Annotated in this window: 9 protein-coding genes; 5 read left to right on the top strand and 4 right to left on the bottom strand. The window is 72.3% G+C overall.

Annotated elements, in window-relative coordinates; translation table 11 throughout:
* Positions 1-253 precede the first annotated feature (253 nt).
* Both AB0J72_RS19170 and AB0J72_RS19165 read left to right on the top strand, forming a co-directional pair.
* On the top strand, positions 254-1,285 hold the full coding sequence (locus AB0J72_RS19170) for a glycosyl hydrolase (protein ID WP_363400429.1): 1,032 nt from the start codon (positions 254-256) through the stop codon (positions 1,283-1,285).
* 119 nt (positions 1,286-1,404) lie between these two features.
* The gene (locus tag AB0J72_RS19165) at positions 1,405-3,930 is read left to right on the top strand and encodes a cellulase family glycosylhydrolase (RefSeq protein ID WP_363400427.1); all 2,526 of its coding nucleotides are present in this window, start codon (positions 1,405-1,407) and stop codon (positions 3,928-3,930) included.
* Between the two features lie 41 nt (positions 3,931-3,971).
* Here AB0J72_RS19165 and AB0J72_RS19160 read toward each other — a convergent pair whose 3' ends face one another.
* Positions 3,972-5,840, bottom strand: a complete 1,869-nt coding sequence (locus tag AB0J72_RS19160) for a DUF4118 domain-containing protein (protein WP_363400425.1) — start codon at positions 5,838-5,840, stop codon at positions 3,972-3,974.
* A gap of 384 nt (positions 5,841-6,224) precedes the next feature.
* Between AB0J72_RS19160 and AB0J72_RS19155 the strand changes: the two genes are divergently transcribed.
* Positions 6,225-7,358, top strand: a complete 1,134-nt coding sequence (locus AB0J72_RS19155; protein WP_363400423.1) for a hypothetical protein — start codon at positions 6,225-6,227, stop codon at positions 7,356-7,358.
* Positions 7,359-7,442: 84 nt separating this feature from the next.
* On the opposite strand, the gene AB0J72_RS19150 is transcribed toward AB0J72_RS19155, so the two are convergent.
* The 3 genes from AB0J72_RS19150 to AB0J72_RS19140 all read right to left on the bottom strand — a co-directional run bounded on the left by AB0J72_RS19150 (position 7,443) and on the right by AB0J72_RS19140 (position 11,323).
* Positions 7,443-9,275 (bottom strand): DUF4118 domain-containing protein, encoded by a 1,833-nt coding sequence (locus AB0J72_RS19150; RefSeq protein WP_363400421.1) that lies wholly within the window; start codon positions 9,273-9,275, stop codon positions 7,443-7,445.
* Positions 9,276-9,473: 198 nt separating this feature from the next.
* A complete protein-coding gene (locus AB0J72_RS19145; RefSeq protein ID WP_363400419.1) occupies positions 9,474-9,992 on the bottom strand; it encodes a GAF domain-containing protein in 519 nt (172 codons plus the stop codon).
* 170 nt (positions 9,993-10,162) lie between these two features.
* Complete coding sequence (locus tag AB0J72_RS19140) at positions 10,163-11,323, bottom strand: alkaline phosphatase PhoX (protein ID WP_344500544.1); 1,161 nt, start codon at positions 11,321-11,323, stop codon at positions 10,163-10,165.
* A 226-nt stretch (positions 11,324-11,549) separates the two neighbouring features.
* Between AB0J72_RS19140 and AB0J72_RS19135 the strand changes: the two genes are divergently transcribed.
* Both AB0J72_RS19135 and AB0J72_RS19130 read left to right on the top strand, forming a co-directional pair.
* Positions 11,550-12,290, top strand: coding sequence for a methyltransferase domain-containing protein (locus tag AB0J72_RS19135; RefSeq protein ID WP_363400417.1), 741 nt, complete (start codon positions 11,550-11,552; stop codon positions 12,288-12,290).
* 57 nt (positions 12,291-12,347) lie between these two features.
* A complete protein-coding gene (locus AB0J72_RS19130; RefSeq protein ID WP_363400415.1) occupies positions 12,348-13,733 on the top strand; it encodes a HAMP domain-containing sensor histidine kinase in 1,386 nt (461 codons plus the stop codon).
* Positions 13,734-13,816 lie beyond the last annotated feature (83 nt).

Below are 13,816 nucleotides of genomic sequence, written 5' to 3'. Positions count from 1 at the left end.
CGACGAACGGGGATTTGGCGGGATCCCGGACGCGGTGCCGGCAGGTTGGGGGAGACCGGAAGCGCTTCCAGTCGATCTGACCCGGCTACGTCGATGAAAGCGTGTGACCCTGCGGCGCTGTTGTCAAGGATCGAGCCCTGCCTCTTTACGTCACGACCGCCCGCCGCTAGCTTGAAACTGGAAGCGCTACCAATTGTCGGCGTCTATCGACGGCCCGACGAGAGAGCGCTCTCAACATCGATTGGGAGGCAACATGCGGATGCGAACACTGCTGTGCGCGGCGGCCGCCGCCGTCGCGTTGGTGGTGTCCGGCGCCGGCACCGCCGCGGCCGGAGCCGGCCGGGACGCGGCGCCGACGCGGTACCTGGGCATGTTCCGGGAGGAGGACCCCACCACGATCGCCGCCAACGTCAGAAGCCTGTACGGCGTCACGCCCGCCAGCGTGATGTGGTTCGACAGCTGGGCGAGCGGTCGCCCCTTCCCGGTGGCGGAGGCCAGGACGCTCTGGCGGCACGGCATCATGCCGCACTACACCTGGGAGCCCTGGGACACCGCCCTCGGCCCGAACGACCCCGCGCAGATCCACCTGCAGGACATCATCGACGGTTCGTGGGACGGCTACATCACGGCGCGCGCCAAGGAGTTCGCCGCCGTGCGCATGCCGATCCTGGTCCGCTGGGGCCACGAGTTCAACGGCAACTGGTATCCGTGGGGCATCGCCAACAACAACGCCGACCCGGCCCAGTACGTGCGGGCGTACCGCCACGTGCACGACCTCGTCGTGGCCGCCGGCGCGCGCAACGTGCAGTGGGTGTGGGCCTACAACAACGGCTCGTCACCGGATGCGCCCTACAACGACCCGGCCGCCGCCTACCCCGGCGACGCGTACGTCGACTGGGTCGGCATCGACGGCTACAACTGGGGATTCGGCCCGTCGTGGGACCCGGCCGGCGATCACTGGACCACCTTCGACGAGACGTTCGCCGCCGCGTACGCCAAGGCCCGCGCCGTCGCGCCGAACCGGCCGGTGACGATCGCCGAGTTCGCGTCGACCGAGGACGGCGGCGACAAGGCGCAGTGGCTGAGGAACATGAACGCGACGCTGCGCACCGGCGCGTACCCCGACCTCAAGCTGCTCACCTACTTCGACCTGACCAAGGAGGAGGCGTGGTCGCCGGGCTCGTCGCCGGCCGCGCTCGCCGCCTTCACGTCCTGGGTCGGGCAGCGGTACATGAAGGGGCGGGGAGCGGAGCTGGCCCGCATCGCCGCGCACTACAGAAGGTGAGCTGATGGCGGCGGGTGCCGCACCCGCCGCCACACCGACCGCAGACGTGGCCGGAGGGGGCTGACAAACCGCCGAACGCGAGTAAGAATCGCGTTCACTATGACAGCCAACTCGCCCTCATGACCCTCCGACGGATCTGGGCCGCGCCGCAGGCCTGCGCCGCCGCGACCGTTGTCGCCCTGCTCGTCGCCGTCGTCGCGGTCGGCGCCGCGACGGATCCCTCGGGTCTGCTCGCGCCGGTCGGCGGCCGAGGGCTGCCCCTCGCCGGCACCGGCAGCGCCTACCGCTGGGCGCCGCTCGTGGTCGGGCTTCCGGTCCTGCTGGCCGGCGCGGCGGTCCCGGTCCTGCTCGCCGGCGGGCGGTTGGCGGCCCGGTGGGTGTTCGTCGCCGCCTGGGTCGCGACCGTCGGCGCGAGCGTCTGGGCGAGCGCCGCGAGCGGCTTCGTGTCGGTGATTCCCGTGTTGGGGCGGCATCTTTCCGTCGGTTCGGCGCTGCGGTACGCGGTGAGCACGAGCGGCTTCGCGGCACTGAAGTACGTCGTCGTCGGCGCGGTGGTGGCGGCCTGCGCCGCGCTCGTCTACCGAGTCGGCCCGGCCGCCCGTTCCCGGGACGAGTCCCCGGCGGCGCGGCCGGTCCTCGCGCCTGTGCTCGTGGTGTTCGCCGTGGCCGCGCTCGCCGCGGTGGGTCCGGCGGCGCAGTGGTGGCGCGGCGGCCCAGTCGGGTACGCGTTCGCGGGGTTCCTCGTCGCTCCGACCGCCGCCAACGGCGTGCTCGGGTTCCTCCTCGGCATGGCCGTGTTCCTCGCCGTCGTCGCGGCGGTCGTGCGGGCCCTTGGACGCCGGCTGCCCGGCGGCGGCGTGACCGTGTGGCTGGCCTCCGTGGTCGCCGGCTTCGGCCTCGGGGTCGTCGGCGCGGCGACCGCGCCGCTGTCGGACCACCTCTCCGGAGCCGGGCCGGACAGCTGGTGGATCAGCACCGCGCTGATCAGCGTCGCGACGGGGCTCAGCTACGGCGCGGCCATCGGCCTGGCCGCGGCGCTCGTCGTGGCCGGGATCGGCTCGCGGTGGCCGTCCGTGCTGCTGCTGCGTCGCGGCACGCGACCGCGGCTGGTGGTCCTCGTGGCGGTCGGGGTGCTGATCCTCGCGCTCGCGCCGGCCATCGGCGCACCGGTGCAGCCCGGACCGCCGTCCGTCGCCGCGGTCGCGGGGACCGGCGGCATGCAGCGGCTCGTGGTCCACCCGGCGCCCCGGCGTGGCGGGATGGCCACGATCGGCGACGTCACCGGCCGGCAGGTGATCCTGCGGGGCGTCAACGTGAACCAGTTGATCGACTACTACCTGCGCGATCCGGCGGTGCCGGCGACGCGGCCGCTGACCGATGACGACTTCGCCCAGATGGCGGCGATGGGCGTCAACGTGATCCGGCTCGGCATGTCGTGGTCGCGGCTGGAGCCCGAGCGGGGCAGGTTCGACCAGTCGTACCTCCGCGAGATCCAGGCGGCGGTCGCCGGCGCCAAGGCGCACGGGATCTACACCGTGCTGGACATGCACCAGGACGCGTGGGGCAACGCCCTCGCGCGGCCCTCCGAGCGGTGCGGTGGCGGCACCACCCCGACCACCGGCTGGGACGGCGCGCCGGCCTGGGCGACGATCACCGACGGCACGGCACACTGCCAGTTCCTGGCCCGGGACCTCGCGCCCGCGGTGGCGACGGCGTACGGCAACCTGTACGCCGACCGCGACGGCATCCAGACCGAGCTCGTCCGCGCCTGGGCGTTCGTCGCCGGCGCCTTCGCCGGAGAACCCGCCGTCGCCGGATACGACCTGCTCAACGAGCCGGGCATCGGGCCCAACCCGCCGACCAGCTCGGGGCTGCTGCTGGGCCGGTTCTACGACGCCGCCATCACCGCGATCCGCGCGGCCGAGGGCGCCGCCGGCGGGTTTCCCCACGTCGTCTTCTTCCAGCCGAGCGTGCTGTGGTCCGGTCTCGGCTTCGACGTGACCCCGCCACCTGGGTTCACCGCGGACCGGCAGCTGGTGTTCGCCCCGCACCCGTACAGCGAGTCCATCAGCATGGATCAGAGCCTGGGCCTGACGATCGCGTCGATCGAGCGGAACCTCACCGTGTCGGCCCGCGCGGCCGCCGCCTACGGTGCCGCGCTGTGGCCCGGCGAATGGGGCTGGTTCGGCGAACCCGCGACGGACGGCGCCAAGGTACAGCGGTTCGCCGCCGCCCAGGACAAGCTCGGCATCGGCGGCGCGTTCTGGGTCTGGCGGCAGGGCTGCGGCTCGCCGGAGACCGGCGCCGACGCGGCCACCTCCGGCAACCTGGTCGCGGTCGACTGCCGTACGGGCGAATCGACCCCACCGCCGGCACCCTTCGCCGAACCGCTGTCGCGCGCCTACCCCCGGGCCATCCCGGGCCGGCTGGCGTCACTGACGGCGGGCCCGCGCGGCACCGACCTGCGGATCGCCGCGACCGCCCCGCCCGACCCGGCGAACTGCCAGTTCGACGTCTGGTTCCCCGGCGCGGCCGAGCCGAGCCTGCGCACCACGAACGTCCGCGACGCGTCGGCCGAGCGGGTGCCGGGCGGCTGGCGCATCACCGGCTGCGCGAGCGGCGCCTACTCCATCGCGGCCGCCTGACGAAGGGCCAGGCCGGCTCCAGCCCGCCGCGGTCCGCCGGCTCAGGAGACATGCATGGGGAAGGAATCGGTCGGGATGGTGGCCGACAGCCGGGTGCCGCCGTCGGCCGGGCTGGTGATGGTGAGGTGCCCGCCGAGCGCCTCGACCCGGTCCTGGAGGCCGGTGAGGCCGGTGCCGCGGTGCGGGTCGGCGCCGCCGATGCCGTCGTCGTAGATCGACAGGTGCAGCAGGTCGTTCCGGGTCGCCTGCACGTGCACGACCGTGGCGTGCGCGTGTTTGACCGCGTTGGTCAGCGCTTCGGAAACGATGTAGTACGCGGCCGTCTCGACCACCGGAGGCATGCGCTGGTCGGTGTGGACGTCGAGGTCGACCGGCACCGGGGATCTGCGGGCGAGTGCCCTGAGCGCGGTCGGCAGACCGTCCGAGGCGAGCAACGTCGGATGGATGCCCCGCGAGATCTCGCGCAGGTTGTCCATGGCGCTGTTCAGACCGCGCCGGGCGTGCGCCAGTTCCGACCTGGCCTCCGTCAGTTCCGGCGGCAGGATGGCCTCCGTGGCACCGAGCTGCATCGCGACGGCGAGGAAGTGCTGCATCGCGCCGTCGTGCAGGTTGCGTTCGATGCGCTGGCGGGCCTGGTCCGCGGCGGCGACGAGTCTGGCCCGGGACGCGGAGAGCTCGGCCTTGCCGTCGGCGTTGGCGATGGCGGTGGCGGCGAGGTCGGTGAACTCCGCGACGCGTGCCTCGGTGCCGGGCGGCAGCGGCTCGGACCGGACCCACGCCACGCCCGCCACGCCCCACAGCCGCCCGTCGACCACGATCGGCACCCCGACCACGGAATGGATACCCAGGTCACGGGCGTGCGCGGCGACGGGGCCGGCCGCGTCGTTGAAGCTGTCCACCCTGGCGGCGCACCCCGTTTCCCGCACCTTGACCAGGACGTTCTCGCCATCGATGGGCCAGCGCACGTCGGTCGTGAGCTCATCGGTGAGGTTGGTCGCGACGACGCTGGCCGAGCCGTCGGCTTCGTAGCGGCACAGCCACGTGCTGTATTCGCTCATCAGTCCGTGCAGCTCGGTGGTGATCGCGTCGAAGACCTCGGCCGGAGGACTGCCGCCGGCCACGAGCTTCGCCACCCGCCCCAGCGCGGCCTGTTCGGCGGCGAGCCGGCGCAGCTGCTCCCGGCTCGTCTCGAGGGAGCTCAGCACGGCCGCACGTTCCCAGCTGGTGTGCAGCAGGGGTGTCAACGACGGGACAATGCTGTCCCGCAGCCGTTGGATCGTCAGCTTGGGCGTCTCGGCGGGCACCACCAGGGTCGCGCGCTGGGCATCGTCGATGTACAGGGGAAACGCCGCGTGCCGGTCATCGCCGGGGACGGCCGCGAGGTGGATCGCGGCTTCCGGCAGCTGGAGGGATCGCGCGATGCGCTGTGCGACGGCGGGCAGCACCGCGGGGAGGTCGTCGGCGTACAGCAGCAGCCTGGCCAGCTCGGCGGTGAGATCTGACTCCTCTGCCTGGATGGCGCGCACCCGGGACAGGTCCGCCACCGCGCTCGTGGCCACCGCGACGATGAGCAGGACCGCCAGGTCGACGACCTGCCGCATGTCCGAGGCGGCGAAACTCTCGAAGGGCTGGACGTGGAAGTAGATGAACGCCAGGGTGCTCACCAGGGCGGTGATCATCCCGAGCCACATGCCCCAGATCATCGAGGTGACGAGCACGCCGACGATGTAGATCATGCCCGGGAAGTACGGCTCCATGGCCAGCCGGAGCGGATAGACCAGCAGGGTTTCGACCACGATCAGCGCGGCGGCGACCGCGATCCCCAGCCCGCGGGGCGGGGGTGTCGGTCGCACCAGCCGAGTCAGCGCACCGATCTGCACTGACATCAGTCTAGTCCGACCACAGCGCATCGGATGCTCGCCGTCGTGGCGCCGGGGTCCGCCAGAGTGATCTTCAACTGCCGGTCGGGGCACCTGCACATGCAGCTGAACCGGTACGGTGCACGCGTGACAACGCCGCCCTCTCCCACCGGGCCGAACCCGGACTTCCCTGCGTGGGGCGCACCTGACGCTCCCGCGTCGGGCATGCCGACCTCCGGCATTCCCACGTCCGGCATGCCTACCTCCGCGACACCCGCCTCCGGTATGCCGGCATATGGGGCGCCCGCCCCCGGTATGCCCGCATATGGCGCACCCACTTCCGGTATGCCCGCGTACGGTGCGCCGGCCTCCGGTATGCCCGCGTACGGTCCACCCACTTCCGGTATGCCCGCGTATGGAGCGCCCACCTCTGGCATGCCCGCGTACGGACCGCCGACCTCCGGCATGCCCGCGTACGGGATGCCGGACGCGTCCGGGATGCCGCCCCAGGGTGGACCCGGCTGGAACGCGCCGCCCACCGGTCCCGTCATCGGCGGCCCGGGCGCGGGGTGGCCCAGCGGTGACCGGGGCGCGTCCACGGGGTCGAGGAACAAGCTGATCATCGGCGTCGTCGCCGCCGTGCTCCTGCTCGTGTGCGGTGTCGGTGTGGCCGCGGCCTTCGTCGGCGGTGACCCCGAGCAGAAACGGACCTCATCGGGTGCCGGCGGCGGCGCATCGGCGAGCCCGACGCCGAGCAAGGCACCGGAGCCGTTGACCGCCACCGCGTACCAGACGCTCCTGACCGACGCCGACGCGGTGATGGCCCCGGCGTGGCAGAAGGTCGCCGCGGCGAAGAACCAGGCGGCGACGGTCGAGGCCGCGCAGGCCCTGGCCGATGCGGTCAAGACGAGCGCGCCCCGGTTCACGTCCGTCACCCCGCCGAACGAGGCGGCCGCCGGCCACGAGCAGCTCAAGCGGGCGTTCGACGCGTTGGGCAGCGACTTCGTGGCGCTGACCGGAGACGCGAAGAACGGCGAGATCTGCGCCGGTTCCGCGGCGGTCGCCCAGGTGAGCGGCTTGCCGGCGGCGACCTACCTCCGGGACGCGGTCAAGGCCTTCGGGACCGCCTTCAAGTTCGGTGCGTGGCTGCCGGCGCCGGTCGCCCAGCAGACCCGCACGCTGGGGAACGGCACCATGGTGAAGAAGGGGACCCTCAACGGTTCCGGCGAATTCACGATCAACAACAGCGGCAGCACGACCGACGTCGTCGTGAGCCTCGTCCCGAACGGCGGCAAGGTCGCGGCCTGGACGGTCTACGTCTCGGCCGGCAAGACGTACAAGGTCAAGAAGGTCAAGGACGGCAACTACCAGGTGTACATGGCCACCGGCGTCGACTGGGACGCGGGCGTCGCCGGGTTCACCCGCTCCTGCGAGTTCGAGAAGTTCGAGGACCTCTTCGAGTTCAAGACCACGAGCAGGCAGTACACCACCTGGGAGATCACCCTCAAGGCCAGCGTCGGCGGCAACGCCGACACCGACTCGGTCGACCCCGGCGACTTCCCGCAGTGATCAGGGTCCGCGGCGTCCGCTCAGTGCCGACCTGAGCGGGCGTTGCGGGTCGCGCTCGCGGAGCGCCGGGCCGGCGGTGAACGGCTACGACACCTCGTCGAGAGGGATCTTGACCAGGAGCGCTGTGCCGTGCCTGACCGGGCTCACGACTTCCATGTGGCCGCCGAGGGCCTCGACGCGGTCCTGCAGGCCGATCAGTCCGGACCCCTTGCCGAGGCTGGCTCCGCCGACGCCGTCATCCTGCACCGAGAGCCGGAACACCGCGTTCTCCGCCTCGGCGTTGACGTGCACCATGGTCGCCTTGGCGTGCTTGACGGCGTTGGCGAGCGCCTCGGACACGATGTAGTACACGGCCACCTCGGTGTGGTCGGGCAGCCGCCGGTCGATGTTCAGGTTCAGGTCCACCGGGATCGCGCTCCGGCGGGCGAGCGACTTGATCGAGGCGCCGAGCCCGCCCGTGCACATGATCGCCGGATGGATGCCCCGCGAGACCTCCTGCAGGCTCTCGAACACGCCGTTCAGGCCCTGCGCGGTGTGTGACAGCTGCGCCTTGTACCTGTTCAGCTCCGGCGGCATCGCCGCCTCGGTCATGCTGAGCTCGAGCCCGAGCGAGACGACCCGCTGCAGCGCGCCGTCGTGCAGGGCCCGTTCGAACTGCCGCCGGGTGTTGTCGGCGGCGGCGACGATGCGGGCACGGGATGCGGCGAGCTGCGCGCGATGCTCGGCGTTGGCGATCGTGCTCGCGATGAGGTTGCTGAAGTCGGCCAGGCGCCGGTCGGCCGCGGGCGGTATCGCCTGGGCCGTGTAGGACAAGACAGCGAGCATGCCCCAGATACACCCGTTGACCATGACGGGCACGCCGACCGCCGCGCGGATGCCCAGCCCGCGTTCGGCCGTCGCAGCCGGACCGGCGGCACCGTCGTAGCTGTCGATCCGGGCCGGACGCCGCGTGCGCAGCACCGTCCCGACGATGCCGTCTTCTTCGAGCGGGATCGACGTCGGGCCGCCCAGCTCGCTCATGCCGGCGAGGCAGGTGGCGGTGCGGTTCGGCTCGTACCGCATCAGCGCCGTGCGGACGTCACCGAAGGCCCGGCAGAGCTCCTCCGTCATCGCGTCGAACACGTCGGTGAGTGCGGACCCCCGCGCGACCAGCATGGCCACGCGCCGCCACGCGACCTGTTCGTCCACGAGCAGGGCGACCTTCCGGCTCGCGTTCAGCGAGTCGACGATCGTGTCGTGGTCACGCGCCGCGTACAGCAGCCACTCCAGCATCGGCACCACGCGTTGCCGCAGGCGCTCCAGCGTCCGCTCGGGGAGGTCGGCCGGAACCAGCAGGGTGCCCAGGCGGGTCGCACCGTCACACAGCGGGAGCGCGGCCCGCTGCCCGTCTCCGGGAACCACGTCGAGCTCGATCACCGCGGACCGTAGTTCGAGCGCTTGCGCGAGCCGCTGCGACGCCGAGCCGAGCGCCGAACTCAGATCGGCTGCGCACAGCATGCGCTTGGCCAGCCCGGTGGCGAGGGTGGCTTCCTGGCGGCGTTCGGCCGCCTCGGCGGCGCGGGCGCGCGCGAGATCCGCCAGGTGGCCGACCGCCAGCCCGGCCGCGATGAACACCACGACGGTCAGCAGGTCCCGGCGCGCGGTGAAATCCAGCCTCCAGTACGGCTGGACGTGAACGTAGTTGAAGGCGAGGGCGCTGGCGACGGCCGTCAGGATGCTGAGCCACGGCTTCCACACCATCGAGACGACCAGGACGCCGCAGAGGTACACCACGCCGGTGGCGGCGGTCGGAGAGCCGTCCTGGAGGGGGAACATCACGAGGGTCTCCGCCGCGACGCACGCGAAGGCGACGACCAGCCCGAGCCAGGCGGGCGGCGGCTTCGTTCTCAGCAGCAACGGCACCAGGTAGTCCGACACCGGCGATCGTTCTTTCGCCTCGCCGTCAACACGACGCCCGCCATCGCGGTCGTGCTGACACAGTTCCTGAACGAGAATTTTACCGCACGGCAGTGGAGTGATCGGGCCGGCGGCCCGGCGATCGCGCGGCGGACTCGCGCAGTCCGCCGTTCGTCCCGGCCCGTGCTGACGAGCCGGACCGCATGATGATGTGTCGCGCTACGCAAGGGCGCCGGCTGCTTCTGCGCTCACCAGCTCGGCCGTCTCCGGGGCCATGAGACGGGTCAATGCCGCGCCGGCGGCCGCGGCCAGTGCCTCGAGCCGGACCAGTTCCTCGTCGGTGACCCGGTGCGGCTGGATCCAGTAGGCGCCGATCGCCCCCAGCGGATCCTCCACGCGCATCGGGACGATGACGAGGCTCTTCACGAACGTCGGCCGGTACGCCTCCTGCGGCACCCGCTCGTCGAACTGGATGTCCGGCACGATGGCCGGTTCACGGTTGAGCATCGACCACCCGCTGATGCACTGCCGCACGGGGAATCGTTGCCCTTTCCACAGCGGGCTCACCGCGTCCTCGTCGGCGTAGAAGCAGTATCCGTCATCCAGCAGCACCACGGTGGAGCCGTGGGCGTTCGCCAGGCGCCTCGCGGCGCCCCGGATGATCTGTTGAGCCTGCTCGACGTCCTGCACCAGGGCCAGATCGGCCACCGCGGTGTTCAGTAGCTCGGACGCATCCATGATCGATGGTCCTTCCGGTCACGACGTCGCACGCCCTGGAGGTTGACACCCTTACTCCCAGTATTCGACGCTCCGGCCGCGTCGACAAACGTCGGGCGGGTGGTTCGGTGGCGGCAGCGCCGGGCGTGGCGGTGCGGGATGCCTCGCCCGGCGCTGCCGTGGTGGGTGGATCAGGTGCGGAACGGGCCGGTGACGCAGTACGTGATGCCGCCCGACGACGCGCCGGTCGTGCCGCGCTGGGACGAGAAGTAGAGGCGGTTGCCGGCCGGGGTGAACGCCGGTCCGGTGATCTCCGACGAGCTCTGCCCGGTGATGCGCAGGAAGACGGAGATCTTGTCGTCCGGCGTGATGAGGCAGATCTCCATGTTGCCGCCGTCCTCGGCGACGTACAGGTCCCCGGCGGTCGACCCGGTGACGTTGTCGACGCCGGTGAGCGGTGCGGTGCCGGGGCTGACCAGGTTGTCGTCGTAGGCCAGCTCGTACGTGCCGCCGGCGAGGTTGACCTGCCACACACGGTTGTCACCCTTGGTGGTGAACCAGACGGTGTCGTCGGCGTAGTGGCAGCCCTCGCCGCCGTTGAACGACTTCGCGCCGGAGACCTGGCTGCGGGTGGCGGTGGGGGAGCCGTCCGGGTCGGGGACGTTCGCCCAGGTGAACGAGCCGGACGTGGCGCTGCCGGCCACCAGCACCTGCAGGGTGCCCGACGACAGGTCGCCCCAGGTGGTCGGCACGAAGCGGTAGAACTTGCCGTTGGTCTCGTCCTCGGTCAGGTAGATGACGCGGCGTACCGGGTCGGCCGCGGCGGCCTCGTGCTTGAACCGGCCCATCGCCGGACGGGCCACGGCGGTGCCGCCGAGCGGGTAGGTCTCCCAGACCCGGCCGAGGCTGATCTCCTCGCACGACAGCCACGTGTTCCACGGCGTCTTCCCGCCGGCGCAGTTGTTGTTGGTACCGGAGAGAATCCGCGACGCCCCGACCACGGCGCCACTGGCGTCGAAGACCAGCCGCGACGCGCCGCCGCCGGAGCCCGAGCTGGTCTCGGCGTTGGACACGTAGATCCACCCGGTGCCGTTGGGGATGACGGCGCCGCCGTCGGGCGCGTCGTGCCACACGTACGAGGTGCCGGGCACCGTCTGCCGGGACCGGGCGACGACCGAGCTCGTGAACCCGGCGGGCAGCTGGATACCGTTGGCGTCGGCGGCCTGCAGCGCCCCGTACGGCCCGGCGGCGTTCTGCGCGGGTGCGGCGTACGCCGCCGACCACGCGGTGAAGGGCAGCGCCAGCCCGCCGGCCCCAGCGACGGTGGCGCGCAGCAACGTACGACGATCCATGAGCCCTCCCAGGTTGCGGAACCAAGGAGTCCGACCCTTCCGGACCGGCCCATGTCATCGATGAACGTGAGTCTATGACCGTCTGAACATCACGCGGCCACGAGCCGCGGTCCTGTCCGCGTGGTGTCTGCTCGGCGGCGGGTGTCCTCCGTTCGGGCCAACGGCCGTGCGAGTGGGTGTCCCCGCCATCTCCTACTCGTTGTAGGTGAAGGGGAAGGCGGTACGCATGACCAACGGCTACACGAAGGTGTTCCAGAACGCCGACGCGGTCGACAAGTACGAGCACGCCACGTACGCGCCGGGCACGTACGCGTCGCATGTCGGCGACCGGCAACGCGCGTACCTGCGGGCGCTGGTGCGGCGGACGTTCCGGACCTGGCGGCCGACCCAGCACGACTTCGCCTGCGGGACCGGGCGGGCGATCCGCGCCCTGCACGGCCTGGTCCACGAGGCGCACGGCTACGACACCTCCGCCGACATGATGGCCAAGGCCGCCGAGCTCGGCGTCAACGCCGCGTTTCACCAGGTGGCGGCCGACGGGCCCGTACCGTCGCCGGTGCCGACACCCGGTCCGGCGGTCGTGACCATGTTCCGGTTGATGCTCAACGTCGACGACGACGTCCGGCACCGGGCCCTGTCGTTCGCCGCCGAGGCGCTGCCGACCGCGGAGGCGGGGCTGCTCGTCGTCGAGAACCACGGCAACGCCCGGTCGGTGCGTCACCTGCGGGCCCGCCGGCAGGCGGACAACCCGTGGTTCGCCGAGCTGTCCCACCGGCAGATGTACGGGTTGCTGCGGTCGCACGGGTTCGAGGTCGTGCAGCGGCGCGGGTTCGCGATGCTGAGCAAAGGCTGGTACGAGCGGCCCGGGCTCAACCGTGCGGCGCACGCCTTCGACGCCGTCGCGGGGAAGCTGCCCGGCGCGGACGAGTTCGCCGTCAACGTCGTCTACGTCGGGCGCCGCGGGTAACCACGCCCGCGGGCGTCTTCAGCGCCGCTTCAGGTCGCCACCGCTAGGTTCAGGAGTATGACCAGGTGGTGGGGGCGGTTGACGGGGCGGTTCGGGGTGCGGATGCGGTCCGCGCTCGCCGCGGCGGCCGTCGTCGCCGTCGCGGCGCTCGCCAGCGGGGCGACGCTCGTGGTCGCCGCCCGGTTCATCCTCACCGACAACATCGACCAGGCGATCGGCCAGCGCGCCACCCAGGTCGCCGCGGCGCTCGGCACCGGCGACGGGGCCGGGCTCGCTGCCACGCTGCGGCCGACCGCGCGGGACCGCACCGTCGTCCAGGTCGTCGACGGCGGTGGGCGGGTCGTCGCGGCGTCGGCCGCCGTCGCCGGGGTCGGCGCGATCTCCCCGCTGCGACCCCAGCCGGGGCAGACGCTGCGCGAGCAGCGCGGGCTCGAGCTCGCCCGCGACGATCACTTCCGGATCGTGGCGGTCGGGGTCAGCACCCCCGACGGGCCGCGGACGGTCCTGGTCGCGCAGTCGCTCGACGAGGTCAACGACGGGACCGAGGCGGTCATCGGCGCGCTCGCCGTGGGGATGCCGTTGCTCACCCTCGTCGTCGGCGCGGCCACGTTCCTGTTCGTCGGCCGTACGCTGCGCCCGGTCGACGCGATGCGCCGCCAGGCCGACACGATCACCGCCCGCAACCTGCACACCCGGCTGCCGGTGCCGGCCACCGCCGACGAGATCGCCGCGCTCGCCACGACGATGAACACGATGCTGGACCGGATCGAGTCGGCCTCCGACGCCCAGCGCCGGTTCGTCGCCGACGCCAGCCACGAACTGCGCAGCCCGCTGTCGACCATCCACGCCGGCCTCGACCTGCTGGCCGCCGCCGACCTGCCGCCGGCCGCCGGTGTCCACGTCACCCGGATGCGGCACGAGAGCGGCCGGATGGCCCGGCTCATCGCCGACCTGCTGCTGCTCGCCCGCATCGACGAGTCCGGTCCGCAGCTGCGCCGGGAGGACGTCGACCTCGACGACATCGTCTACACCGAACGCGACCGGCTCAGCGCGGGCCACCCGGGCCTGCGGGTGGAGGCGCGGGTCAGCCCCGTCCGCGTCGACGGCGACCCGCACCACCTCCAGCGGGTCCTGCGCAACCTGCTCGACAACGCCGCCCGGCACGCCCGCGGCCGCGTCGAGATCGGCCTGAGCGCGGCCGGCGGCACGGCCGAGCTGACCGTCGCCGACGACGGACCCGGCATCCCGGCGGCCGAGCGGGAGCGGGTCTTCGGCCGGTTCGTGCGCCTCGACGACGACCGCTCCCGCCAGGCCGGTGGCACGGGCCTCGGGCTGCCGATCGCCCGCGACGTCGTCGCCGCGCACGGCGGCACGCTCACCGTCGAGGAGGGGCCCGACGGCGGCGCGCTGCTGCGGATCCGGCTGCCCATGGCGCCCGGCTGACCGGACACTCACGCACCGGACACTCACGCACCGGGCGACGGGCGACGCGCGGCGGGCGACGCGCAACGAGCGATCACCAGCCC

Origin of the sequence: Dactylosporangium sp. NPDC049742, from assembly GCF_040674675.1 — a bacterium.
Lineage (GTDB): Bacteria > Actinomycetota > Actinomycetes > Mycobacteriales > Micromonosporaceae > Dactylosporangium > Dactylosporangium maewongense.
The sequence above is the reverse complement of the archived record's forward strand: the minus strand, read 5'-3'. Positions and strand labels throughout refer to the sequence as shown.

Bases quoted from the DNA above. Each gene is read 5' to 3' on its own strand.
- AB0J72_RS19170 (WP_363400429.1), top strand. From the start codon at position 254: ATGCGGATGCGAACACTGCTGTGCGCGGCGGCCGCCGCCGTCGCGTTG.
- AB0J72_RS19165 (WP_363400427.1), top strand. From the start codon at position 1,405: ATGACCCTCCGACGGATCTGGGCCGCGCCGCAGGCCTGCGCCGCCGCG.
- AB0J72_RS19160 (WP_363400425.1), bottom strand. From the start codon at position 5,840: ATGCGCTGTGGTCGGACTAGACTGATGTCAGTGCAGATCGGTGCGCTG.
- AB0J72_RS19155 (WP_363400423.1), top strand. From the start codon at position 6,225: ATGCCCGCGTACGGACCGCCGACCTCCGGCATGCCCGCGTACGGGATG.
- AB0J72_RS19145 (WP_363400419.1), bottom strand. From the start codon at position 9,992: ATGGATGCGTCCGAGCTACTGAACACCGCGGTGGCCGATCTGGCCCTG.
- AB0J72_RS19140 (WP_344500544.1), bottom strand. From the start codon at position 11,323: ATGGATCGTCGTACGTTGCTGCGCGCCACCGTCGCTGGGGCCGGCGGG.
- AB0J72_RS19135 (WP_363400417.1), top strand. From the start codon at position 11,550: ATGACCAACGGCTACACGAAGGTGTTCCAGAACGCCGACGCGGTCGAC.
- AB0J72_RS19130 (WP_363400415.1), top strand. From the start codon at position 12,348: ATGACCAGGTGGTGGGGGCGGTTGACGGGGCGGTTCGGGGTGCGGATG.